We start from the raw sequence: 25,620 nt of genomic DNA on the forward strand, positions 1-25,620 counted from the left end.
ACACCAATTAATATATATTGTTCAACGTAAAAAGGTATAACGCTATCTATACTGCTATTTGCCTACTTTTATTTTATTCCTTCGCCATCTATCACACCATCAAATTAGTCTAAAATTTGTATAAAAATATTTATATTCAGTTAATTACAATATTGAACAACATGAAGAAGATCGCATTAGACGGATTTTTGTAACTTAGCCAATTGACTAGTAAGAAAAGCATACTACTGTATATACATACATGCCATTGAACTAAAGGATTGCAATGAAATCACAATTCATCTTAAGTATAAAAGAGTATATGCAAGCACGCCATTATGCGAATAAAACAATCGAGGCTTACTTACATTGGATTACTCGATACATTGTTTACCACGATAAAATACACCCGATGAAAATGGGAGACAATGAGGTAGAAGCCTTTTTGACTAATTTAGCTGTTAAAGGAAAAGTTGCAGCTAAAACTCAAGCTCTAGCGCTAAACTCATTACACTTTTTGTACCGTGAGATAATAAAAGAACCGCTTTCTATTAACATGAACTTTAAAAAGTCACAATTAGATAGAAAATTACCCGTGGTGATGACTAGAGATGAAACAAAACGATTTCTAGAACACATAGACCCACGTTATCAGCTACCAATCAAACTACTATACGGATCAGGGCTAAGGCTTATGGAATGTGTTAGATTACGTATACAAGATATTGATTATGACTACGGTGCAGTGAGAATTTGGCAAGGAAAAGGTGGGAAAAACCGAACCGTTACACTAGCTAAGGAGCTCTACCCTCAGCTAAAAGAGCAGCAAGCCTTAGCAAAAAGATACTATGATAAAGATATGCAAACAAAAGGATATAGTGGTGTATGGCTTTCAAATGCACTCAGTGAAAAGTATCCCCATGCTGCTTATGAATTCAATTGGCATTACCTGTTTCCCTCACATTTAATTTCTCTCGATAAAGAGACAGGTTTAAAACGTAGACAGCACATCAACGAATCGGCAGTACAGCGCGCGGTTAGAAAGACTGCACGTGATGCAGAAATTAAAAAAAGTATTTCATGCCATACCCTAAGGCACAGTTTTGCTACACATCTCCTTGAATCAGGAGCCGATATTAGGACTGTTCAAGAACAACTTGGGCATAGCGATGTGAAAACCACCCAAATTTATACACATGTATTGGATAGAGGTGCAAATGGAGTACTAAGCCCACTATCTCGGTTATAAAATCAATGACAAAATATGAAATGTCGATAAAGAAAAAAGGAGAGCAAATGCTCTCCTTTTTCTTAAACCTGACTGCTAATTAAAGAGCAGCTTTCGCTTTTTCAACTAGAACTGCAAATGCAGCTTTGTCGAATACCGCGATATCGGCAAGGATCTTACGATCGATCTCGATAGATGCTTTCTTAAGACCGTTAATGAAACGGCTGTAAGATAGACCATTCTGGCGAGATGCAGCGTTGATACGCGCAATCCATAGCTGACGGAACTGACGCTTTTTAGTGCGACGGTCACGGTAAGCGTATTGACCAGCTTTGGTAACTGCTTGGAAAGCTACGCGGTAAACACGTGAACGTGCTCCGTAGTAACCTTTAGCTTGTTTTAGAACTTTCTTATGACGTGCACGAGCTTGTACACCACGTTTTACGCGAGGCATTATGCTTCTCCTAAACTAAACGATAAATAAACTAAAAAGAATTAAGCGTATGGCAACATACGGATAACTGCAGCCACTTCACATTTAGGAAGGATTGCATTTGGACGTAGTTGACGCTTGTTCTTAGTAGTACGCTTAGTCAAGATGTGACGTTTTGTAGCGTGCTTGTACTTAATACCACCAGCAGTTTTCTTGAAACGCTTAGCAGCACCTTTGTTGGTTTTCATCTTAGGCATGATGAATAACTCCGCATTGTAGTAGTTTAATAACAATGTAATTAGGGCGAATAAAACCTTGCCGTTTTTCAACAGCAAGGTTTTATTACTTGTCAGCCGTTAATTACTTCTTTTTAGGGGCAAGCATCATGATCATCTGACGTGCTTCAATTCGACTCGGGAAAGATTCTACTACTGCTAAATCAGCGGTATCTTCTTTCAAACGATGAAGAACATCAACACCGATGTCTTGGTGCGCCATCTCTCGGCCACGGAAGCGAATAGTAACTTTCACTTTGTTGCCTTCTTCTAGGAAACGCGTCAGGTTGCGTAGTTTTACCTGATAGTCTCCAATATCAGTCCCAGGACGGAATTTAATTTCCTTAATCTGGATCTGCTTTTGCTTCTTCTTCTGCTCTTTAGCAGACTTGCTCTTTTCAAAGAGGAACTTGCCATAGTCCATCACACGACAAACTGGTGGCTCGGCGTTAGGGCTGATCTCTACAAGATCCATACCAGCTTCTACAGCAGCTTCAAGTGCTTCGTTGATTGATACAACACCAACGGGTTCACCATCTGCGCCAGTTAAACGAACTTCACGAACGCCACGAATTTCACCGTTTAAACGGTGCTGGTTTGGTTTGGCCGGCTGTTGGCCACGTCTTCCGCCTTTAATAGTTTATTCCTCCAGATTGAGCTTACGGCTCGAAACTTCGGCTTGGATGTATGAAATTAAATCATCCACTTTAAACTTGCCTAAGTCCTTACCCCTACGAGTACGTACTGCGATTTCGCCAGCTTCCATCTCTTGGTCGCCACAAACCAGCATATACGGTACACGTTTCAAAGTGTGTTCGCGGATTTTAAAGCCAATCTTCTCATTTCTCAAGTCTGCTTTAGCTCTAATTCCACATTTTTGTAGTTTTTGCGCTACTTCTTGAGCATAAACTGCCTGTTTGTCAGTTATGTTCATAATAACGGCTTGTTCAGGTGCCAACCACGTAGGGAAGAAACCTGCATATTCTTCAATTAGAATACCAATGAAGCGCTCTAACGAGCCAAGGATCGCTCGGTGAATCATCACTGGAACTAATCGTTCATTGTTCTCACCAACATAGGTTGCACCTAAACGAGTTGGTAAGTTGAAATCAAGCTGTACTGTACCACATTGCCACGCGCGATCTAAGCAATCATGCAAAGTAAATTCGATTTTAGGACCATAGAAAGCACCTTCGCCTTCTTGAATCTCATATTCGATGCCCATAGCTTCAAGAGATAACTTCAGAGCTTCTTCTGATTTGTCCCAAATTTCGTCACTACCTACACGCTTTTCAGGGCGAGTTGATAACTTCACAACAATATTGTCAAAACCAAAGGTTGTGTAAGTATCGTAGACCATTTTAATACAAGAAGTGACTTCTTGCTGAATTTGGTCTTCTGTACAGAAAATATGAGCATCATCTTGTGTGAAACCACGAACACGCATAATTCCGTGTAGTGAACCTGACGGTTCATTACGGTGACACGAACCAAACTCAGCCATACGTAGTGGCAAGTCACGGTAAGATTTTAGACCTTGATTAAAAATCTGAACATGGCCTGGGCAGTTCATTGGCTTGATTGCATATTCACGATTCTCTGAAGAAGTTGTAAACATGGCATCAGCGTACTTATCCCAGTGACCAGAACGTTCCCAAAGCACGCGGTCCATCATCAACGGACCTTTCACTTCTTGGTAATCATACTCGCTCAGTTTTTGACGAATAAATACTTCAAGATCACGGAAAATTGACCAACCATTATGATGCCAGAACACCATGCCAGGTGCTTCTTGTTGCATGTGGAATAGGTCTAAGTGCTTACCAATTTTGCGATGGTCACGTTTAGCTGCTTCTTCTAAACGCGTTAAATGCGCTTGCAGTGCTTTCTTATCGTGGAAAGCAGTACCGTAGATACGTTGCAGCATTTTGTTGTCGCTGTTACCGCGCCAATATGCACCAGCAACACTCAATAATGTGAAGTGTTGGCAAAAGCTCATATTTGGTACGTGTGGACCACGACACATATCTATGTATTCTTCATGATGATAAAGACCTGGTCGATCATCACGAGATACATTTTCATCCAAAATTTCAATTTTGTATGTTTCACCGCGAGCTTCAAAAGCATCACGAGCTTCCTGCCAACTGACTTTCTTTTTAACGACTTGATATTTCGTCTTAGCCAACTCTTTCATGCGCTTTTCGATCTGTTCTAAATCGTCTTGCGTTAAAGATTGCTCAAGGTCGATGTCATAGTAAAAGCCGCTATCGATCGTCGGGCCAATCGCCATTTTCGCTTGTGGGTAAAGTTGCTTTAATGCATGACCTAGCAAGTGTGCGCAAGAGTGACGCACAATTTCTAAACCATCAACTTCATCTTTAGCAGTAATGATTTCAAGGCTGGCATCGTTTTCGATAAGGTCGCATGCATCAACACGCACCCCATCAACACGACCTGCAATGGTTGCTTTCGCAAGACCTGGGCCAATTGAAGCTGCAACTTCCATTGTAGATATAGGGTTATCGAAATGACGCTGACTGCCGTCAGGAAGTGTAATAATAGGCATGTTATATCCTTACAGTGGTGTTGCACACCAAGCAACACATGTTTATTTGAATGAAAAATAAGTCATCAAAGATCAATCGGTAACACGAATACCGGAACTTCAATGAAGTGAGGATTTTAACTAGCTCACACTAGCGATGTAAAGCGCGAATAGTCCAAATAAAAAGAAAAAGCCCACGGCACTAACCATGGGCTTAGTAATTACACTATGAATTATGCTTCGCTGCGACGTGGGCGACTAGCACCACCAGTACTACTGCTATTGCCGTGACCACGTTCGCCACGGAAGTTACCACGGTGGTCACCACCACGGTTGCGATCAAAACGACGCTCACCATCGCGACCAGAAGCAGCACCACCTTCACGGTTACCGCGGAAGCCACCTTCACGGCCACCACGACCAGCGCTTGCACCAGCTTCACGATTGCGGAAACCGCCATTGCCACCTTCACGACGAGCACCGTTACCACCTTCACGACGGCCACGAGACTCACGGAAATCATCAAAATCACAAACCACTGCGCCCACTTCTTTTTGGCGAATACGTAGCTTGCGCAGTTTACCTGTCACGTCTGATGACATCGCTTTTGGAAGTTGAACGAATGTATGACCTTGCGCTAGCTTAATCGCACCGATAGAGCCTTTGGTTAAACCAAGCTCGTTCGCTAATGCGCCAACGATGTCTTTAACTTGAACGCCTTGCTCACGACCAACTTGAAGTTGATAAGTATCCCAATCTGTATTTGAGGTACCGTATTCACGACGGCTGCCTTCACGGCCACCTTCACGACGATCACCACCTTCTTTACGATCACGGCGACGAGTTTTTTCACGCTCAATCGCTTCAATCATTGGGTCAGCACCTACGTAGAACAGAGGACGCTTACCTTGTTGGCGTTTAAGTAAAATAGCAGCTAAAGTCGCAGCATCAATTTCTAAGCTTTCTTGTAGCTTTTCAATCAACTCAGCAAATTTGTCTAATGCTGTGTGACCTTTTTCAGCTTCTAGTTCTGCGCCTAATTTGACAAGACGAGACTCAGCTACTTTGTCACGCAGTGGTAGTTGAATTTCTTCCATTGAAGAACGTGTAACACGTTCGATAGTGCGAAGCATACGAATTTGGTTAGTACGAACAAGAAGAATCGCCTTACCTTTACGTCCAGCACGACCAGTACGACCAATTCGGTGAATGTATGACTCAACGTCAAATGGAATATCGTAGTTAAATACGTGTGTAATACGAGGCACATCAAGACCACGCGCTACAACGTCGGTTGCTACAAGAATATCAATCACACCTTGTTTGATATGATCAACAGTACGTTCACGCAATGACTGAGGAATATCACCGTGGAGTGCTGCCGCTTTAAAGCCACGTGCAGACAACCAGTCAGCCAAACGCTCAGTATCTTGGCGAGTACGTACGAATACGATTGAAGCATCGGTCTCTTCTGTTTCAAGAAGACGAGACATCGCTTCGTCTTTCTCTACGCCTTTCACTACCCAGTATTGCTGCTCTACTTTTGCAACAGTTTGGTTTGAACCAGCAACGTCAACACGCGCAGGATCACGTAGGTAGCGATCAACAATGGTCTTAACCATTGGTGGCATAGTCGCAGAGAACAATACACGCTGAGCTGTGTCAGGCGCTTGTTCCATGATCCACGTTACATCATCAACGAAGCCCATTTTTAACATTTCGTCAGCTTCATCTAGAACGAATGTGTGGCATTCGTCTAAGTGTAGACGGTCACGAGTGATCAAATCTTTTACACGACCAGGAGTACCAACCACAATGTGAGCACCTGATTTAAGTGCACGCATTTGATCAACAATAGAAGCACCACCGTAGATCTCAAGAACTTTAAGACCTTGAATTTTCTGACCAAGGTTTTTGATTTCTGCGGCAACTTGAATGGCTAGCTCACGAGTAGGAGCCATCACAATCGCTTGTGGTTTGTACTGAGAAAGATTTAGCTTGTTTAATAGAGGCAGAGAAAACGCAGCCGTTTTACCTGTACCTGTTTGTGCTTTACCTAGCGCATCTTTACCTTCGAGAAGGAAAGGAATAGCTGCTGCTTGAATAGGTGTTGGAGAAACGAATCCCATTTCATTTAAAGCTGATAGAATTGAGTCGTTCAGGGCTAATTCACTGAATTGAATTACAGAGTCTTGCATGGAGATCCCACTAGATTAATTAACAAAAGGTCCCACGAGCTCTACCAATTCCAATACCGATCCAATAAAAGAGCTGAGTTCCGTTCAGATGCGGATAAGTCTTAAAACGCATCAAGCCGCTAGGGACATATAAGGGACGCGGATTATTCCCTAAAAGCATAAAAAAAGCCAGTAAAAATTGAATTACATCACATATTTCTCTCATAAACACCATTTCAGCATATAAATTCACCGAAAATTGATGAAAATTTGCGTCATGGTAAAACGATGAGGATACAGGTTGGCAAAAATAGCGCTTTCGGTAGTAATCATCCCTCTCAATGATTATAGTGTGCTTAATCACATTCGTTAGAAAAAGACACATGTTTCAAGATAATCCACTACTCGCCCAGCTCAAACAACAAATCCAAGAAAACCTGCCCAAAAAAGAAGGCACAATCAAAGCGACAGATAAAGGCTTTGGCTTTTTAGAGGTCGACAGCAAAAAAAGCTTCTTTATTCCGCCTCCATACATGAAAAAGTGTCTTCACGGCGATAAAGTGATCGCTATCATTCGCACTGAGAATGAAAAAGAAGTAGCAGAGCCTCAAGAGTTGGTAGAACAGTCTTTAACACGATTTATCGGCCGCGTGAAACTATTGAAAGGAAAATTGCACGTTACGCCTGATCTTCCTCAGTTAAAGAAACTCTCTTTAAAAGCGAAAGTACAAAAAGGACTCAATCCTGAACATTTTGCTGAAAATGATTGGGTGGTAGCACAACTTACTCGCCATCCTTTAAAGGATGATAGTGGGTTCTTTGTTGAGATCACTCAGAAAATCACAGATGCAAACGATAAAATTGCTCCTTGGTGGGTAACATTGGCTGAAAATGATCTCCCCAACAGTGAGCCGGAAGGTATTGAACACTGGGAGATAAACGATGACGCAGATCTAGAGCGCATCGATATGACGCATATTCCTTTCGTGACCATCGATGGTGCTTCAACGAAAGATATGGATGATGCACTTTATGCTCAGAAAACTGAAAACGGTGATTTCAAACTAACCATCGCAATTGCCGACCCAACGGCCTATATCGCTCCCGAAGATGAAATGGATAAAGTTGCTCGTGAGCGAGGCTTCACTATTTATCTACCGGGCCGCAACATTCCAATGCTTCCTCGCGATTTAGCCGATGAGCTATGCTCTTTGATGGAAAATGAAATCCGCCCAGCCCTTTGCTGTAGTGTGACCGTTACTAAAGATGGTGTGATTGGTGATGACATCCACTTCTTTGCAGCCAATATTAAATCACACGCTCGATTAGTGTATGACCACCTATCCGATTGGTTAGAGAATGGTCACTCTGACGATTGGCAACCTAGCGAAGAGATCGCGACCGTTGTGCGTGAACTTTATGACTTCTCTTTGGCTCGCGTACAATGGCGCGAGACTCACGCTGTTGTTTTCCCAGATCGCCCAGATTACCGATTTGAACTCAGTGAAGATAATGACGTGATTGCTATCCATGCTGATATGCGTCGTTCCGCAAATCGTTTGGTTGAAGAGGCAATGATCACCGCTAATATTTGTGCCGGTAAAACGCTGCGAGATAGCTTCGGACAAGGCGTTTTCAATACACATGCTGGCTTTAAACCTGAGAAAATCGCGGATGTGGTTGAAATGGTCAACCCAACAGGTGAACTTGAATTCAACGCAGATAACCTTACGACCCTTGAAGGATTTGCTGCGGTACGTCGCTGGCTGTGCAAACAAGAGACTAGCTACTTAGATAACCGTATCCGTAAATGCCAAGCATACAGTGAAATTGGTAATCAACCCCTACCTCACTATGCGATGGGTTTAGATATCTACGCAACTTGGACATCTCCAATTCGTAAATATGGCGATATGATCAACCATCGTATGTTGAAGGCGCATATTCTTGGCAAAGAGCCGATACAAAGACCCGATGAAACCGTGGGTGAAGAGCTCGCATTGCATCGTAAACATCACAATATGGCAGAACGTAATGTTGGCGATTGGCTGTATGTGCGAACTCTTGCTGATGAACCAAGTAAAGGAACCAAATTTACTGCAGAAATTTTCGATATTAATCGCGCTGGTATGCGTGTACGCCTTGTTGAAAACGGCGCTGCAGCCTTCATTCCTAGTTCTCTAATACTCAATAATAAAGAGCGTCTAGAATGTAATAACGATAACGGCACGGTTCTGGTTGATAAAGAAGTGGTCTTTAAGTTGGGCGACACTTTAGAAGTGGTTTTAGCAGAGGTAAACCAAGAAAATCGTAGCCTAGTTGCCAAACCGACACAAATTTTCGCTGATGCGCCTGTTGCTACTGAACCTTCAGATTCTGCACCTGAAGTTAATGAGCAACAAACAGCTAAGTAACACGTTTCACTTAAATCAGAAAAAGGCATTCTTCGGGGTGCCTTTTTTACGATTAGTCACTCACAGAGCCTATAGATAATAAAAAACCTAAACTTACCAAAAATATGACTTAGGATCTTTTTCAATTTCTCTGATTAAAGCGGTTAAATCATCGCTTTTCGGTAAATAGGGATAAGGCTGCCACGACTGCGTATCTTGCTGGCCATTGAGAATATACTTCGCTGAACTATGGTCACTGGGAATGTATAAACCCCATTGCAGTTCTTCTCGAATTACTTTGGCAACAATGCTCGAATAATCAGAATGGGTTGAGTCTAACTTGTAATGATGTTTAATAAACTGTACCCCATCAGCGATAGGCTCAAAGCACGATTTCCCCAACTCCACAGGCAAACTTTGGTTACGGTTGTGGCAAACTAACTCTGCCCTTCGCTCCAATTGACGTTGTAACAAATTCACTACCGCCATATAAACCTCGATGAAAAGTGGATTACCTCGCTGACTATAACTGACTTACAGCATGAGGGGAGATAAAAACTAACTCAACTCTCCCATTTCGATTTCCATTCACAAAAGTGTCATCTGTACGACATATTATAGCCGCTCAATTCATAACTATATTGGAGTCTTTATGTTTCGAGTCGCGCTTGCAGCACTACTCTCAACCTCTTTATTTACTCAGTTTGTCTTCGCAAGTGAAATCAATATTTCAGGCTCAACTTCGGTCGCTCGAATCATGGATGTATTTGCTGAAGACTACAATGCCAGTCACCCGGACACTTATATCGCGGTTCAAGGCGTGGGGTCGACCGCAGGTATCACACTATTGAAAAAAGGCGTTGCTTCGATAGGAATGAGTTCACGTTATCTCACAGAAAATGAACAAGATGACGCCATGACAACATTGCCTATCGCCTACGATGGATTAGCCGTTGTAGTGAATCGTTCGAATTCTGTTGAAAACCTCTCTAGACAGCAGTTGTATGACATCTATAAAGGTAAAATCACTAATTGGAAGCAAGTGGGTGGCAATGATCAAAAAATCGCGGTAGTAACACGAGAAGCTTCCTCGGGTTCTCGGTACAGCTTTGAAAGTCTGCTAGGGCTCACTAAAGTTATCAATGATCGCTTAGTTTCCGACATTAACCCTAATAACTTAGTCGTCAATAGCAACAGTATGGTTAAAACATTGGTAAACCATAACCCACAAGCGATTGGTTTTATTTCAACTGGCTCTGTGGACAAATCGATTAAAGCGATAAAATTTGAAGGTGTGGAAGCAACCGCTAAAAACATTGCGAACCATGAATACCAACTTTCACGACCATTTTTAGTTCTGTACTACCCACAAAAAATGACGGAGGAAGTGAAAGCGTTCATTTCATATCTAGGATCAGACAAAGCCAATGCACTTATCGATGAATATGGGTATATTTCGTTGAACGCTCATGAATAGCAACAGCATCAACTTGTAGTTCAAATAGCAAAAAAGGAGAGCATAATGCTCTCCCTTTTTTAAATTCATTCAAAATTAAAAGTGCAGTTGGATCACGGAAGTAACAACACAACCCGGTCTACGCACACCGTCAATCTCGATTTTGATTTCTCGTTCAATCTCTAAGCCTTTTTTAATCGGCGTGACTTTCAATAAAGTACTTACCGCTCGAACGCGATTACCAGACTTAACCGGATAAGGAAACCTAACTTGGTTAAGGCCAACATTGACTACCATTTTTGCTGTTGGAAACATCAACTTACTCGGATCAACGCTATCGGTTAACTTAGGCAGTAAAGACAAGGTCAGAAAACCGTGAGCTATCGTTGTCTTGAACGGTGAATCTACCTCTGCTTTTTCTGGATCAGTGTGAATCCATTGCATATCTTCGGTGACTTGACCAAACTGGTTGATACGTTGTTGATCAACAGTCATCCAATCACCAATATGAATCACATCGCCAATTTGAGCTTGCAGTTGATTGTAGAGCGTCTGCGCTTCTGGCTTTAGTTGAATAGGCTCAGCAATGGGAATATCTTCATTGACCGCTGGTTGGTGAAAATCTCTAACCCAAGAAAACAACTGACGGCTATTTGTTCTATGTAAAAACTCACCCCAGTACTCTCGTACTGTTGGAGACACCCAATGCATAAACTCAGATTGATACTTACTCATTGAATCACCGCGATGCTTAAAAAGATTCTCGACTTTCATCTAAACCTCAATGATTATCTAAAATGATGGAATTTGCTAATTTTGAAGCAGTTCACAGTTATCTGCAAACACTTTCGGGCGTACACATGTTCCCCCAACACCAATAAACCATTATTTTTCAAAAACATAAAAATAAAACACTATTTTATTGGCTTTATAATAAATAGAGTAATTACCTGAAAAATCAAATCAAAATATATCAATAAGAATCATCAGCGCTGCTACTAACTCTTTCACCTGTACAGCAATTAGCCAAACAGAACAGACTTAATAAATTATTACTTTACAAGACACTAGCCAAAAACTATTATTAGCGCCGCACGGAGAGATGGCTGAGTGGTCGAAAGCACCGGTCTTGAAAACCGGCAACCGTTAATAGCGGTTCTAGGGTTCAAATCCCTATCTCTCCGCCACATTTAAAGGAAAAACCGCTGTTTTTACAGCGGTTTTTTCGTATCTAGAGCATCGAAAATCATCTTACACATATAGATGGCACAGATGTACTTATTGAGACTTCCGAATAGCGTTTACGACACTCGTATCGCGCCTCCTCTTCCATTACGTGAAAGCGGCTACCCTAAAGAGTTCACATTATTCTTTCTTACCCGTGATCGAAAGATTGCTTACCTAAGAAATATCGAACAGGTTCAACTACTTCATGCTCTTTTCGATAAAGCCAAAGCGACGGTATTAAGTTTTTCCGAGTTCAAAGCAGAACTGGCTGATGCCATTAATCGGTTACGTCAGGATTATCGTTCCCAACCAGAAACTGCAACCAGTGCACCGATACTTAGTGCTACCACCGCAATAAAGACACCCTCACCTCGACCTAGTGTAGACAAAGAGGCGCTTGCTCAGTTCATAGATTCCAAGCAGCTTGAGAATGTTACCCAATTAACGATTAAACAGCTCCAACCGTTGTAGTGATTTTCTTAACTACCTATGTAGACAAGATGATGTAAAACCAAGTAACAGCCATGCCATGGCTTATAGAGATGAACTAATTCAACGCAGGCGTTGGAAGGCGATAGAGCTTAAAAAGTTTTTCATCAGCCAAGCCTATCAAGCACAGGGGGAACAGTTTGACTGGATAACCAAGTTGCAAATGCACCAAGGGTGTCGACCTTCGGAGGCTTGCCAGCTTCGTGTTGGCGACATTAGGCAAGGCGCAACCCCTTGTATCCATTTTTCCGAAACTGGAGAACAACAACACCTCAAAAACGCCACCTCCAACCGAGTGATACCGATACACAAGGCTTTGCTCCACTCTGGCTTTCTAGACTACGTGGCGAAACGAAAGAAACAGGGAGCGACTCAGCTTTTTGACCTGACTCCGCGTGGAGACGACCTAGATTGGTCTAAAGATTATCGTGACACGTTTGGCGATGTTCTAGATGCCTGTCATTTCAAAGCGGGACAGCGACCAACCGCTTATTCATTTCATCATACCGTTGTTGATGAACTGCAAAAGGCTGGCATTGACGAACATGTGGTCGCACAAATTGTTGGGCATAAACACAATACGATGACTTATGGACATTATGCGAAACCGCTATCACCAGAAGAGTTGGCCGATGCGGTAAACAGCTTTACGCTGAGTGTGGATTAGCTTGTTTATTATGGGCATTGCCGCTGCCATCAATGGCACTATCAGTGCCAGATAAAAAGTGTGACGTCATAGCAACCCGCTACGGTTGTGTCACACTTTTACTTCGTAAAAGATGAACACAATCTGCGGGCAAGAGAAGTCTCTCTTGCCTCTCTACCATGCACAACCTTCGGTTGGCATGAATGGAGCAGTTGTAAACACGATTTTGCCCCATTTCTTGTTTCTGAAGTAATTAACTTTGGTTCAAGTTTTTGTCATTTAGTTAGTTACTTTTTAACAGGCACCCTGTAGTCAGTTAAATACTAACTTAGTTCTAATTCTTCTCTAAACAGCTCGTAAACGTAGTTGGATTCATTCGCTAGTTGGAAAGTTTCGTTGATCACGCCACCAGCCATGTGAGGGTGCCCTCCGCCGAATCCAACACCAGAATCGTTTAGCACGCGCCTTACGATAGCTGCCATGTTATTTTTCTTACATTCTGAGCGAAGGGAGATAAAGGTTTTTTCTCTGTTTCTGGCACTAAGAACCACGATATCGAGTTCATCAACCGACAGTAAGAAGTCTCCAAGAATACCTAACATGTTTTTGGGACATCCTTCAGGTAAGGTAGCAAAAGCGCAGTTTCCTTCTTTTTTCATACTTCCTAGCATGGAATCAAATAGTTTAAGCTCTTGATACTCTATTTGATTGCGGCAAATTCTATTCACCATATCCATGTCGGCTTTCACTTGTAGCTGTAAGAGTGCTTTAATATCAGCAGAACTAACCGCTCGTGTGAAGTTTGCTGTATCGAAACTTAGACCAACGAGAAGCGCCGTTGCCACCCGTTTAGGGATAGGTAATTCATAGTAATTAAAATACTCAACCATGATGGTCGCTGTAGCACCATAATGAGGGCGAATATCTTTATAGGCGACAAAACTTGGCGCTTTCACTTGATGGTGGTCTATCACCCTCACTTCAATTCCTGGAAGATCGGTGACATTTTTTTCACCAATACAACCATCTACGACAATGATCTTGTCAAATGGCTTCAAATCAAGCTGATGGGATTTTGTAATAGGAATATCGAGCCAATCAGTTAAGTTTCTTAGAGAAACTCGATCAATAAAGCCTTGATAAGAAATAAAGGGAGCAAACCCCTTTTTTTGAGGAGGTAAGCGAGAGCAAATGCAGAGCCAATTGCATCATGATCGGGAAAATCATGAGCCTGAATTATGATTCGAGAAGAGCCTCGTAAACTCGTTAATAAGCGATCAAACTTTTCAAGTGACATTGTTAGTTACCCTGAATTAATTGCTCAACTCTTCCACGGTATCGACAATAGTTTCGGAACTATCTTTCAACTGCTCGATATGATCTTGGTTAACGGCACTTTGAATCTCATCAGAGTGCTGAACGCCCATAACCCCCCAAAAAGGGTAAGGGCTAGGGCGATAAACTTAAGCATTATATACCTTGCAAAAACGCGTAGCTCACTATGCATCTAGCACGTGTGCAACGTATTTAAAATTCTAAATTTAAAGAGAAATTAAATATCCGGACAGATGATTTTGCAAGGTTGACTAAGACTTTACAATTATATTCTTGACAGTGCTCTCATTATCATAAGTTATCCTTGTATCCATACTACGGGATATATATATTTTTTGCACTCTGGTGTGATATTAATCCCATATGGAATTTCAATCTAATGAAGCGGAATCGAATCGTCAGTGGCTTACTGATCGCGCTGTGTCCAACTGTTGCTTTTGCGGCATCAAGTAATAATCAATTTGAGTTTTCAAATACCCTTCATGGTACCGTTTGCTCTGAAAACCCAGATGTTTGGCTACTTGGTGGAGAATTAAAAGTTGATGCTCCTATTACCACCAATGGAACGTTAATTACTCGTGAGGGCGTAAATCTATCCAGTAACTCCCTCGCTGCACTAATTGGTAAAGGAGACTCTACAACACAGCACTTTATGACAGATGCTATCGGCTGTATTCAAAGTGATGATCCTATCGCTTTGGTTGGTGCTGTAGCTTCTTTATACGAAAAGCAGTTTACCAGTTTGAGTAGTGCAGATATTCCTGCCCCAATTCCTGAACCCGCCCTACCTGAAGCGCCAAAAATCGTTAAAGATCAATTTGAAACGAAAGCTCAATTTGAAGAGCGCGTAGAGAAAATTCGTTTTGAACGTCAGCAAGAAATTGCCGCAATTCAGCAGAACTATCGTCAACAGGTTGAAGCAAGAAACGCAAAAATTCGCGCTCTACAGAGCAATGTTGATCAGCGCAAAGGCAGTTTAGATGAGAAAAAGTCTCAGCTTGTTGCTCGTGCATTCAGAGACGTAATGGGCAAGCCAGTTGTTACAACGAAAAGTTATGATGCCGAGAATCAGCAGATGCATTTGCTTGTCAAAGCATCTAATCAAAACTACCAACGCGACATAGTACTTAACGTCCCTTTAGAACAAGCTCGTGAACTATATAATTCTATTGAACAATTGGACCTTGCTTTAACCTACAGTTACAACCAAGACCAGCTTGAGTTGGTGAGCATTTCAGGTTCTTATCAAGAGAGTGAGTTCGCTGGAGACATTGCAAAAAGTCAATTCAAGCCGGAGGCTTTATCTGTTGTGCTTGATAGCAAATCATCTGTAGCAGTACCAGGCTTAGAAATGCAAAACCCGAACTTGATTGACAGCTTTGAAGTCGATTCACGTTTATCAGCCAGTGACAGCACAATTGCCGATGAGTTGAAAGTGCTACTTGCCAAGGCTACACCCGCTAAAACCAATAAATCAACTTGGTTCTTCAACCTTTCAATTGAAGACTACGCGAACTCTGATCAGGTTGCTTATGCACGTAATAGTGGCGAGATAATGTCTGAGGTCGCAACCAAAGTGTTGGGTGTGCCTGAGCGTCATCTATACGATCTTATTGACCGCGATGCAACCAGTGGTGCAATTAAAGATAAGCTACGTTTGATGTTAGATAATGTTGCTGAAGGTGACACCGTTTACTTCTACTACAGTGGCCACGGTATTCCTGCAATTCCTGACAATGACCCCTACATCTTACCTCAAGATAAGATTCCTGATTACGTTACCGATGATCCATTCTTTAAGCTCGATAACGTCTACAAAACGTTATCCAACAGTAAAGCAGGCAAGATCGTTGTCATGGTGGATAGCTGCTTTAGTGGTGCCACTGATGGCGTTTCTGTGATCAAAGGGGTGGCAGCCTCACGCCTTGCTCCAAAGAAAGTCAGTATCGACCCAGAACGCATGGTGGTAATGACCGCTGGTCGTGACAAAGAATACTCCAATATGTATCAGGAGAAGGGGCACCGCCTGTTTAGTTACTACCTAATGAAATCCATGATTGAGGGTAACCGTGATGTCGATACGCTGTACCAAGAAGTCTACGATCAAGTGAAGTCGGCTTCATTTGAAATGGGTGATCTAAAACGTCAGCACCCAACCATTACTGGTAACCAAACCATTTCACTTTAACTATATTGAAAACATTGATTAAGGCTTACATCCATGTTTAAGAAAACAATTCTAGCTACATCAGCACTTTTAATGACATCAACAGCTTTCGCTGCAGATGTAGAAAACTCTAATCTAGATATCGCGTTTCAAGGTGCACACTTCCAAGGTGCTGGTAACCAAGTAACCATGTTACGCGTGCCAGTAACTAACAAGGACACAGGGCAAACTCAATTCTTTGATATGAGTGCTGAGTTCGCAGCGGACAAAAATGGCAACCTGGTATTTAAGAATATGAGTTCCATAAAATCAGTTGCCTTTACAAGTGCCAACCAATTGATTGCCGGACACTACCTAGACACTGACAATTGTAGTTGGTTTGTAGAAGGGCCATCAGTTACATCAAATGGAAGATCCAGTTGGAGCTTTTTTAAACCAGCCAATAATATTGGTTGTAAAAACACCGATCAGCGTTCTGGTCAAGTACTAAGTGGACCGTTAGAAAAAAATCAACTAGCTATTACTCAATCAAAAACCTACGAAAGGATTATTAAAACTTCAGAAGGAAACCTTAATTACGGTGTATATCGTGGAAGCTACATTATGTCAGCAGTTCAAACTGGAAGAAGTATTGCAATTAATACCTATAATCAGTACGGACTATATGGTAGTTGGACAATAATGCAAGCGCCAAACCCAGGTAAAAAAGAAGATTAATGAAAACTCTAGCTCTAATCATCTCGCTATCGAGTGCATGTGCTTTCCCCTCCCCATCTTGGTACGGCGAAGTGCCTTCTGATGCCAATCTCAGTTATGGATTCGGTCATGGGAATAGCTACCAACAAGCCAAAGACAATGCGTACCATGACTTAGCGAAATCTATCGAAAGCCGAGTGATTAGCGAAACGAGCTCATCCAAGGAATTTAAGGATGGCAAGTTAAGCAAAAGCGCGTCTTCAAATAAGACTTCTCTATCTGATATCGTATTCCGCAACAATGTAACTATTAGTAAGAGTGAACAAATTGAAGGCAAGTTCTATCTTGAAGTTCAGTATGACCCTACCTCTTTTGCGCAGAAGCTCTCACATTGGTTGAAAGGTTCCCAATGTAATAGCAAGCTTCATCCTTATTGGTCTAATACTGCGCTGCTTCAGAATTGGGTGGAACAACATCAATGTTTACCTCATATCGACATCGAGCGCTTTGCGGGAGGCTGGCAACTTACAAACAACTCCGGACAGTTAGTTCTTCCTGAAGCACAATACAACCACCTTTTTTTCAATCACCACTCTTCCTCTCTTTCCCTCGAGTCAACTCGTACTCGCTTGAACGCAGGAGACCACTACTTCATTAACATTTCTGCGCAAAAGGCCGGTTACTTGTCGTTATTTCAGGTTTATGAAGATGGTAGTACCGGAGTCTTGCTTGAGAATGAGCAGGTAAGTAAGCGAGCGAATATCGAATTCCCCGACAAAAGGCTCTACGACGGAATTGAAGCACTTTTGAACCAAGGTAAAGAAACTTACGACACTAATATCGCATTGTTGTGCCCACATAAAATTGATACCTCGAGATTTGAAAAGCTAGATGAGTCCCGCCTTTCGACAGACACACCAGGATTTGGACTCATTCTAAGATATTTAGAAAAATGCGATTTTGTCATGGAACGACTATCGATTAGTAAAGCCTAGTCAGCGAATGCAAAGGAAAAATCATGAAGAATACGATTGTGCGCTTGTCGCCCCTCGCGCTAATACTCTCTAGTTCATTGAGTTATTCTGAAACTCTTCAGCAAGCTTGTGTGCTGGATGTTACTGAAAATCAGTGCGCTAGTGTTGAGTACTTTGTAAATAAGCCTTTTGAGGCCAAAGATGAATTTGAGAAGTACAAACTTTGTAGTGAAGCAGCTTTCGATTTATATAAAGTCCAAAAAAACTGTGAGTTTGACCAATATCTCGCGAACGCACAAAAAAGCTTTGATGAGTTTAAAAATACAGTTTCAAAGAAATGGGATAAGCCAAACTTTAGTGATCAATACTCTTGGGTTAGTTACAGTCCTTCACTTGAACTAAAACGTGAAGTTAACTTTGAAAAGAACGTCATCAAAGTAACTACTATCGTTGGCGAAGAGACAAGTGTTGAAGAACTGAAAGAGGAAATTTTAGCCACGTCAAAACTGACTATTGGTGAGGCGCAAAAAGCCGATGTATTTACAGCAACTTTGATCGAAGAAACCAAGGTCGAAGAACTCAGCAACCAAACATTACTCCCCGTATCTGAAGACCAGGATGTTCAACTTCAAGAGCTAGAAAAAGCCCTTAAAGAGGTTGTCATAACAGAGTTTATTGACAGTAAGGGTAACAGCGTTATTGAAGCACAAATTAGCTTTCCGCCTAAATGGTTAAATCGCAAAGAGAAACGTTTCTACGACGCTGTTGAAACATACTCAACTAAATATGGTCTTGAGCCGGAATTCGTGCTTTCTATCATTAAAACAGAAAGTGCGTTTGATCCAACCGCCATTTCACACATTCCAGCCTTTGGTCTAATGCAGATCGTTCCTAGTTCTGCTGGCCTTGATGCAACAAGCTTTCTTTTTGGTGAGCAACAACTGCTAAAACGAGACTACTTATTTGACCCAGAAAAGAACATTGAAGTAGGTACTGCTTACATTCACCTTCTCCGCTCTCGCTACTTCAAAGGCATTGAAGATGAAGAGAGCCTGAAATACTGTGTTATTGCTGCCTACAATGGTGGTATGGGGCCCATCTACCGTATATTTGGTGGCAAACGTTCTGTCGCCGTTAAAAACATCAATCAGCTTACTCCTGAAAAAGTGTTCAGCACGATTCAGAAAAAACATTCTGCAGCGGAAACTCGCAATTACCTAAAGAAAGTACACAAAGCAGAACTTAACTACGAAAAAAACATGATTTAGGGATTTAACATGAAAAAGACTCTACTCCTTACTGCAATGACAGCGTTGGCGTTCCAAGCATCTGCGAACACTGAGTTTCCTGACTGGCACATGAACCCACAAGCAGAATTAGATGAAGGTTTGATCGCTGGAGTTGCATGTGTTGAAAGTATGGGAGATCTAACTTTAGACATAGATGTAGCTGCTATGGAAGCTCGCGCGTCACTTGCCGCTTCCTTAGAAGCTATGGTGCAGAAAGAGTTAGAAACAAACCGAACGGCTGAAAAGAAAAAAATTGTCACTGCTGATCGCAAAGACAACGTTGTAACAACAACGGTAACCGCGACATCAACAACTAAGCAGCTAACAAACCAACTAATGAAATACACTTGGGTGGCTGAATCGATATCAGTTGAAAAAGATGTTGACGAATATCTATGTACTCGCGTTGTTGCGCGACTACCTCAGATAGTGACAGAGTAAGAGGTCAGGATGCAAGAACAAGCAGTGCAAGCACCTGAAGAGCCGTCAACCGCTTCAGTAGAGACAGAACAAGCTATTCTCGATAAACTAAGGGAAAAGACACCCAACCCAATTCTAGCAATTATGGCACTTATTATCGCAGCTGGTCAGTTCAATGATGCCATTGATATGACGGGGAAAGGTTGGGATTTGTTGGTCTCAAATTTCTCAGATTCTCCGTCAAATGAACGCTTATCAAACGTATATATTCGAGCATCAAGTGGTGTGTTAGAAGAAACCTTTGGCTCGCCCGTATATACAAAATATTCTAATGGTGAAGTTGAGATTAAGTACTACAAAGACAGCAAGTTTATTCTATCTGCTATTACATCCAATGGCACAATAGACGCATTTTTAGTGTTTCCGAAACCTGGCTTTGTCCCAGAGATAAAGTATCATGCGGGCAACAACACCTACTTGCAAAGCACTTTTTCTGATTCAACAACACCGCTAGAAGCCATGTCTAATTTAGCTAGAAGTGGTAACTACTACATTGAAGAAGCACAGGGTGGTCGATACGAGCTACTGTACAACTCAGTCGGCGGATACAGTGAATACTTATCTGATCTCACCAAAAGCCAAATGCAGCTGTTAGCTACGTTTAACGATAAGTTAATGATGGAAGAAGACTCTACGTCAGCTTTGGTTAGTTTACGCCAACAGATCAATCCTAACTTCTATGGCTACAGCGCTGTTGGCCTAGAAGATTTGGCGCCAGCGATTTTAACCAAACTTGAATATGAATTAATTACTAATTAGGGTTCATTGTGAAAGAACTTTGCTTGGCCACTGGTCTCGGGGCGGGAACTGATGGAAAGCAGCAGACAGGGAGCAACGTCTTGTGTTAATACTCTTTTGAATCAAGCGAGGCTAGACACTTATCCGACCAAGTTTACCTTCGTTTTTTAGCTACGAAATGGAAAGCTTGAATTTGTCAATATCTCGCATGTTGGTTTTAATAAACTGCAAATGACTTATATCCAGTTAAACTTGGGTTTCTGTAGGTGACGGTAAACCTGTACTGTTTGACTTTTTGGATGCGAGAAGTAGTCCGAATTAGGACATCTTAGTGTGTTTACTTTAAAATGGCTCTGTCCAACAATGCGTCAGGCGCTCAGGCTGAGGTTTTTGTGATCACCGAAGTTCCAAAGTTAGTAAGTTAATAAGTTCAGTAACTAACTTGCTAACCTAACGTTATGAGGTAAGTCATCGGATTTATCTTGACGCTAAGCTATGAAGCGGGCTTTAATCTGTACCAGACAGATGACTAAATTGATTTTCTTTAAATCTAGATAACCAATTGTAAAATAAGCGCATTTTCGCTTTTACCGTTAGATTTAAATCCCTATATCTCCGCCAAATTCAAGCCCCTGCTTTATCAGGGGCTTTTTGCGTTTTGAAGCAATCAAATGTCACCTAACACAAATAGCTGATACATATGTATTGGGCTGATTACTACCCTACTGATTTGTTTATTTATCCTCTTTTAAAGGATAACCAATATGTTAATGTAGGACCATACGCCATAACTTAGTCCTATATCTAACAATGGCTAGTAAGACAACTAACCAGCTTACACTCCCACCACTGTCTTGTTGTGGTGCAATACTTGGTTTCGCTTGCTCAACCAAAGTCCGTACACCATTTCGGGTTTCGACATAATACTTGGGTAGTTCAACATTGGTAATGACTCGGTTTATCCAGGACTGATAGTCATAAAGTTCCGTAAATACCGAAGTTACGGGTTGGCTGCTGTCGCCACAAATTGCCGGGCCAAAGCTAGTTAAACCGATTTGTATATATTGAAAGCCGTTAAACCAATACACTGGACCACCTGAATCACCTGAGCAGGTGGAATTCTTATAAGAACCATTTAATGCCCCATCAAAACAGATGTGAGTTGATGTCAAAGCTGAGCCATAATATGCAGCGCACGTTGCATGATCGACAAAATCAAGCGTTGTCTCTTGCAGTCGAGTACTACCGAAAACATTCCCAGCAATAAGACCATGACCGATAGTTCTATAAACACCATTCAATGGATAGCTGTCATTAAGTTGAACATTGAGAAGGCTAGAATAGTCAGTAACGTTTAGGGGCGTTTCTAACTTAATTATCGCAATATCATCTTGCCATAACGTTTCTTCAGTACCGACGTAGCTATCGAGGTAATAGAAAGCCGACGCACGTGACTGTTGGATATTGCCGTACGGAAAATCTGCGGCATCATCAAGTTGTGGTACAACTACGGTATAAAGCATCGTGTCTGGTTCATTATAAATACAGTGGGCAGCTGTCAGAATGAACTGGGCGTTGATAATACTTGCACCGCAAAAACTACGAGTACTGTACTGCGTAGTAGTTTGATAGAAAAGACTCGCGAATGAAGGGTATGTTGCCGAAGTGGTATCCGTACCATTAACAATATAAGGTTGAATGTCGACCGCGCTTACGCTGGCAGAAAAAAGTAAAACCAATAATATCCGTTTATGCATAAGCTCACATCTTCGTTTTAAGATCATATTAATCGACACCGATAATAAGTATAGCTGTGAATAGGGGCTATACCCTTCCTACTTGAAGTTGCAGCAGTGTTGGCTACATTCGCTCACCCCAATCACATAGTTTATCTATGCTCATGGGGATGAACTCACTTGCCGCCTACCTGCAACTTCAAGTTGTTTGGATATATGAATGTAGAATTAAACGACTAACTAACATAGATTCCTTAAAAAGCCAGTCAGTTGACTGGCTTAATTGCATTATACGTCAGGATAACCCTGTGGATTGTTCGATTGCCAACGCCACGTATCTTCCGTCATTGCTTGTAAGGTTCGCTTAGCTTCCCATCCAAGTTCGGTGATTGCTTTAGTTGGATCAGCCCAACATTCAGCAATGTCGCCTGCACGACGTTCAGCTAATTGGTAAGGTATGGTTTGACCTGAAGCTTGTTCAAATGCTTTGACCATATCAAGTACACTGTAGCCATTACCTGTTCCTAGGTTATAGATATGCAGGCCTGATTTTTCACCTACTTTTTCAAGAGCAGCAACATGTCCATCCGACAAATCCATCACATGGATGTAATCACGAACACCAGTACCATCTTTTGTTGGGTAATCACTACCAAATACCGACAAAAATTCTCGGCGACCGACCGCGACTTGTGAAACGAAAGGCATCAGATTATTGGGAATTCCTTGTGGATCCTCGCCTAATTCGCCCGATGGGTGTGAACCAACAGGGTTAAAGTAGCGAAGTAGCGTAATGCTCCAGTCAGGGTTAGCTTTTTGGAAGTCGGTCAAACACTCTTCAACCATCAATTTACTGCGGCCATAAGGGTTGGTAGCACTGGTCGGGAAATTTTCGGTGATCGGCACTGAAGCCGGGTCGCCATAAACGGTTGCAGATGAACTGAACACTAATGTCTTCACCTCTGCTTCTCTCATCGCTGACACCAGTACCAATGTACCGTTAACGTTATTGTCGTAGTATTCCAGTGGTTTCTCTACTGACTCACCCACTGCTTTCAAACCAGCAAAGTGGATTACCGCTTGGATATCATGCTCTTTCAGAACATTGATAAGTTGTGATTTATCACGAATATCCCCTTGAATAAAGGCTGGTTTTACACCAGAGACTTTTTCTATACGTTCTAACACTGACGATTTGCTGTTATACAAGTTATCAAAAATAACTGGTGTCATTCCTGCCTGAATCATTTGGATGCAGGTATGGCTACCGATATAACCCATCCCGCCCGTTACTAATACATTCATTTTAATAAACCTTCCGACGTTGATGGCACAATGTTAACCAGTTTCCACCAAAATTTCATTTACAAATCAATCTTCTTTAAACTTTCTCTATCAACCAAAATATAACGCCCTTTACCAGACGACTTGGCCATATACATCGCAGAATCTGCCGCTTTAAGGATGCTATCTAAGCTTTCGTTGGCATCATCAATGAAATAAACACCAATACTCACACCAACCTGCAATACTTTGCCATGATAAACGATATTCTGTGTCAACAAATCCAGTAAGCGCTGCGCCAATAATGCGACACTCATGCGATCACTCGGAATAACAACAAGCACAAATTCATCTCCCGATAACCGGGCTACCATATCTTGGCTCCGTACCTGTGACAACAAACGCTCTGCCACTTGTTTTAACACCTCATCCCCAGCATCATGTCCATGCGTATCGTTTACTTGTTTGAACCCATCTAAATCAAGATAAAGCAACGAAAAGCTCTGCAGTTGCTGCTTATTTTTAACTAAAATTTCATCTAATCGACGATAAAGATGGGCGCGGTTTGCTAACCCCGTCAATGAGTCATGATGAGCCAAGTGCTCAAGCCGCTCCATTTCTTTCAGGTTAGATAAGTCAGATAACATGAAAACAAAGTCATAACGATGGTGATTATCTTGCCGAGTAATGCGATTCACTTTGACAAACATCGGTACTAACGTGCCATTTTGATGCTGCTCCCAGATCTCGCCCTGCCACTGACCATAATTCATCACAGAGGATGTAATGGTCGGCATTAATGAGGTGAACTGCTGCCATGACAACACCGTGCTCGGCTTATGATTCACTAATCTCTCAGCAGGATAACCAAGTAAGCGCGTCACGGCAGGGTTAACCATGGTAATCACGCCGTCTTGGTTAATCACCATTAACCCATCTTGACTGTTTTCAAATACTCGTGCCGCCAATCGTTGACGACTAAGCGCCGCCTCGATATCGGTGACATCTTGAATGGCGAAAAGCATTTGACCAGGACGAGATAAAGCTCGGCTGCTCAGTTGCAATAGCTGCAGTTGTTGAAAAACGTCTTTTACCGTAATAAGTTGTTCATCCAATTGCGCTCGGTTGATGATCGCACTTCGGATAGTATCAATCTCATCGCTATTCAGTATATTGAGTAAATTTTCACCTTTTAGATACCCAGGTGTACATTTAAATACGTGATTAGCCGCACCATTAAAATGGAGGATCACGCCAGAATCATTGACCACAATCAACGCATGCTGAACCGTTTCCACCACTTCATTGGCAAATGATTTTTCTTGCTCGAGTTTATCTAAAGTAAATAGAACCTGAGTCTCTCTTTTTTCCAGCCGGTCAAGCATCGTATTGAACGCGGTAACTAACTCTCCAATTTCATCATCGCTGTGGCTAACCAACTGTTTACGCTCGCGGTGTTCAATAAATAGACACATCGCTTGATTGAGCGAAAAAACTGGGTCAACAATCAATTTCTGCACCATCAAATACAACGTAATACCGCACACAAGCAGCAATACGAAAAAGAAAAAGGCGTTATACAAAACAGTTTGGTAAATTTCATCAAACGATTGTTTCGATATCGTAACTCTTAAAAAACCAGCCTTCTCATTTTCAATAATTATTGGGACGCGTAAGTAAATAAAATTTTTCGAGACTACGTAGCTGCGCAGTCTAATGTGATTGCGTTGCGCTTCGTTAGGTATCGGCGCGATAAAATTGTTGCTTTCGTATATTCCTGTTAATTGTTCATTGTTATCAAACAACTTTACGCGCACCACATCGCTATCGGCAGCAAAAGCCGATAATATCTCTTGAGCGGTGTAACTATCACCAAATAGCACCGCAATCTGCAGGTTATACGCTACCCCTTTAGATAGCACTTGCACCCGTTCAATCAACTCCGCTTGCTTTTGCTTTAATTCCGTTGAGATGCTGAACCACTGAGAGCCTATGAAGATCGCTGTCATAAAAAATAAAATGGGGAGCATCAATTTAAATCGTAGGGATAAATGACGAAACATAGCTATT

General features: G+C 41.9%; 21 protein-coding genes, 1 tRNA gene and 1 pseudogene. 12 read left to right on the plus strand and 11 right to left on the minus strand.

Annotation, left to right across the window (positions count from 1 at the left end; translation table 11 throughout):
* Window positions 1-265: 265 nt before the first annotated feature.
* A complete protein-coding gene (locus tag MCT08_RS17090) occupies window positions 266-1,228 on the plus strand; it encodes an integron integrase (protein ID WP_274678957.1) in 963 nt (320 codons plus the stop codon).
* Between the two features lie 79 nt (window positions 1,229-1,307).
* Here the strand turns inward: MCT08_RS17090 and rplT are convergent, their stop codons facing one another.
* From rplT to MCT08_RS17115, 5 genes are all read right to left on the minus strand, one after another.
* Window positions 1,308-1,661, minus strand: coding sequence for a 50S ribosomal protein L20 (gene rplT, locus MCT08_RS17095; protein WP_040992521.1), 354 nt, complete (start codon window positions 1,659-1,661; stop codon window positions 1,308-1,310).
* Window positions 1,662-1,702: 41 nt separating this feature from the next.
* Window positions 1,703-1,897 carry a 50S ribosomal protein L35 gene (rpmI, locus tag MCT08_RS17100; protein WP_005377932.1) on the minus strand — a complete coding sequence of 65 codons (195 nt, stop codon included), beginning with the start codon at window positions 1,895-1,897 and terminating at the stop codon, window positions 1,703-1,705.
* A gap of 103 nt (window positions 1,898-2,000) precedes the next feature.
* Window positions 2,001-2,552 (minus strand): translation initiation factor IF-3, encoded by a 552-nt coding sequence (gene infC, locus MCT08_RS17105; protein WP_080996372.1) that lies wholly within the window; start codon window positions 2,550-2,552, stop codon window positions 2,001-2,003.
* A gap of 3 nt (window positions 2,553-2,555) precedes the next feature.
* Window positions 2,556-4,484, minus strand: a complete 1,929-nt coding sequence (thrS, locus tag MCT08_RS17110; protein ID WP_053311015.1) for a threonine--tRNA ligase — start codon at window positions 4,482-4,484, stop codon at window positions 2,556-2,558.
* Window positions 4,485-4,696: 212 nt separating this feature from the next.
* Window positions 4,697-6,661 (minus strand): DEAD/DEAH box helicase, encoded by a 1,965-nt coding sequence (locus MCT08_RS17115; protein ID WP_274673717.1) that lies wholly within the window; start codon window positions 6,659-6,661, stop codon window positions 4,697-4,699.
* 362 nt (window positions 6,662-7,023) lie between these two features.
* Here MCT08_RS17115 and rnb point away from each other — a divergent pair, with 362 nt between their 5' ends.
* Complete coding sequence (rnb, locus tag MCT08_RS17120) at window positions 7,024-9,054, plus strand: exoribonuclease II (protein WP_274678958.1); 2,031 nt, start codon at window positions 7,024-7,026, stop codon at window positions 9,052-9,054.
* A gap of 93 nt (window positions 9,055-9,147) precedes the next feature.
* Here rnb and MCT08_RS17125 read toward each other — a convergent pair whose 3' ends face one another.
* A complete protein-coding gene (locus MCT08_RS17125; protein WP_274673719.1) occupies window positions 9,148-9,522 on the minus strand; it encodes a DUF3024 domain-containing protein in 375 nt (124 codons plus the stop codon).
* Window positions 9,523-9,685: 163 nt separating this feature from the next.
* Here MCT08_RS17125 and MCT08_RS17130 point away from each other — a divergent pair, with 163 nt between their 5' ends.
* The gene (locus MCT08_RS17130) at window positions 9,686-10,510 is read left to right on the plus strand and encodes a phosphate ABC transporter substrate-binding protein (protein ID WP_274678959.1); all 825 of its coding nucleotides are present in this window, start codon (window positions 9,686-9,688) and stop codon (window positions 10,508-10,510) included.
* A 75-nt stretch (window positions 10,511-10,585) separates the two neighbouring features.
* On the opposite strand, the gene MCT08_RS17135 is transcribed toward MCT08_RS17130, so the two are convergent.
* Window positions 10,586-11,263, minus strand: coding sequence for a MaoC family dehydratase (locus MCT08_RS17135; RefSeq protein ID WP_274678960.1), 678 nt, complete (start codon window positions 11,261-11,263; stop codon window positions 10,586-10,588).
* A 322-nt stretch (window positions 11,264-11,585) separates the two neighbouring features.
* On the opposite strand from MCT08_RS17135, the gene MCT08_RS17140 reads away from it, so the two are divergent.
* The 3 genes from MCT08_RS17140 to MCT08_RS17150 all read left to right on the plus strand — a co-directional run bounded on the left by MCT08_RS17140 (window position 11,586) and on the right by MCT08_RS17150 (window position 12,872).
* Window positions 11,586-11,676 (plus strand) — tRNA-Ser (locus tag MCT08_RS17140).
* Between the two features lie 85 nt (window positions 11,677-11,761).
* Window positions 11,762-12,187 carry a hypothetical protein gene (locus MCT08_RS17145; RefSeq protein WP_274678961.1) on the plus strand — a complete coding sequence of 142 codons (426 nt, stop codon included), beginning with the start codon at window positions 11,762-11,764 and terminating at the stop codon, window positions 12,185-12,187.
* A 58-nt stretch (window positions 12,188-12,245) separates the two neighbouring features.
* On the plus strand, window positions 12,246-12,872 hold the full coding sequence (locus tag MCT08_RS17150; protein WP_274678962.1) for a site-specific integrase: 627 nt from the start codon (window positions 12,246-12,248) through the stop codon (window positions 12,870-12,872).
* A 302-nt stretch (window positions 12,873-13,174) separates the two neighbouring features.
* Here MCT08_RS17150 and MCT08_RS17155 read toward each other — a convergent pair.
* A pseudogene (locus MCT08_RS17155) lies at window positions 13,175-14,148 on the minus strand (DHH family phosphoesterase).
* A gap of 417 nt (window positions 14,149-14,565) precedes the next feature.
* On the opposite strand from MCT08_RS17155, the gene MCT08_RS17160 reads away from it, so the two are divergent.
* The 6 genes from MCT08_RS17160 to MCT08_RS17185 are packed head-to-tail and all read left to right on the plus strand — an operon-like array spanning window position 14,566 to window position 20,551.
* Window positions 14,566-16,374: a caspase family protein gene (locus tag MCT08_RS17160; RefSeq protein ID WP_274678963.1), complete on the plus strand. Its 1,809-nt coding sequence runs from the start codon at window positions 14,566-14,568 to the stop codon at window positions 16,372-16,374.
* 33 nt (window positions 16,375-16,407) lie between these two features.
* Entirely contained in the window at window positions 16,408-17,070 is a 663-nt protein-coding gene (locus MCT08_RS17165; protein WP_274678964.1) for a hypothetical protein, read from the plus strand.
* Window positions 17,070-18,044 carry an LPP20 family lipoprotein gene (locus MCT08_RS17170; RefSeq protein ID WP_274678965.1) on the plus strand — a complete coding sequence of 325 codons (975 nt, stop codon included), beginning with the start codon at window positions 17,070-17,072 and terminating at the stop codon, window positions 18,042-18,044. Before MCT08_RS17165 ends, MCT08_RS17170 begins: the two co-directional genes overlap by 1 nt.
* A gap of 23 nt (window positions 18,045-18,067) precedes the next feature.
* Window positions 18,068-19,291 carry a murein transglycosylase domain-containing protein gene (locus MCT08_RS17175; RefSeq protein ID WP_274678966.1) on the plus strand — a complete coding sequence of 408 codons (1,224 nt, stop codon included), beginning with the start codon at window positions 18,068-18,070 and terminating at the stop codon, window positions 19,289-19,291.
* 9 nt (window positions 19,292-19,300) lie between these two features.
* Entirely contained in the window at window positions 19,301-19,753 is a 453-nt protein-coding gene (locus MCT08_RS17180; protein WP_274678967.1) for an LPP20 family lipoprotein, read from the plus strand.
* 9 nt (window positions 19,754-19,762) lie between these two features.
* Window positions 19,763-20,551: an ETEC_3214 domain-containing protein gene (locus MCT08_RS17185; RefSeq protein ID WP_274678968.1), complete on the plus strand. Its 789-nt coding sequence runs from the start codon at window positions 19,763-19,765 to the stop codon at window positions 20,549-20,551.
* 746 nt (window positions 20,552-21,297) lie between these two features.
* On the opposite strand, the gene MCT08_RS17190 is transcribed toward MCT08_RS17185, so the two are convergent.
* The 3 genes from MCT08_RS17190 to MCT08_RS17200 form a co-directional block, all read right to left on the minus strand.
* Window positions 21,298-22,287 carry a S1 family peptidase gene (locus MCT08_RS17190; RefSeq protein ID WP_274678969.1) on the minus strand — a complete coding sequence of 330 codons (990 nt, stop codon included), beginning with the start codon at window positions 22,285-22,287 and terminating at the stop codon, window positions 21,298-21,300.
* A gap of 267 nt (window positions 22,288-22,554) precedes the next feature.
* Window positions 22,555-23,571 (minus strand): UDP-glucose 4-epimerase GalE, encoded by a 1,017-nt coding sequence (gene galE, locus MCT08_RS17195; RefSeq protein WP_274678970.1) that lies wholly within the window; start codon window positions 23,569-23,571, stop codon window positions 22,555-22,557.
* Between the two features lie 59 nt (window positions 23,572-23,630).
* Complete coding sequence (locus MCT08_RS17200; protein ID WP_176246470.1) at window positions 23,631-25,613, minus strand: diguanylate cyclase; 1,983 nt, start codon at window positions 25,611-25,613, stop codon at window positions 23,631-23,633.
* Window positions 25,614-25,620: the final 7 nt, after the last annotated feature.

The sequence above is a fragment of the Vibrio aestuarianus genome, from assembly GCF_028858425.1.
Classification (GTDB): Bacteria; Pseudomonadota; Gammaproteobacteria; order Enterobacterales; family Vibrionaceae; genus Vibrio; species Vibrio aestuarianus.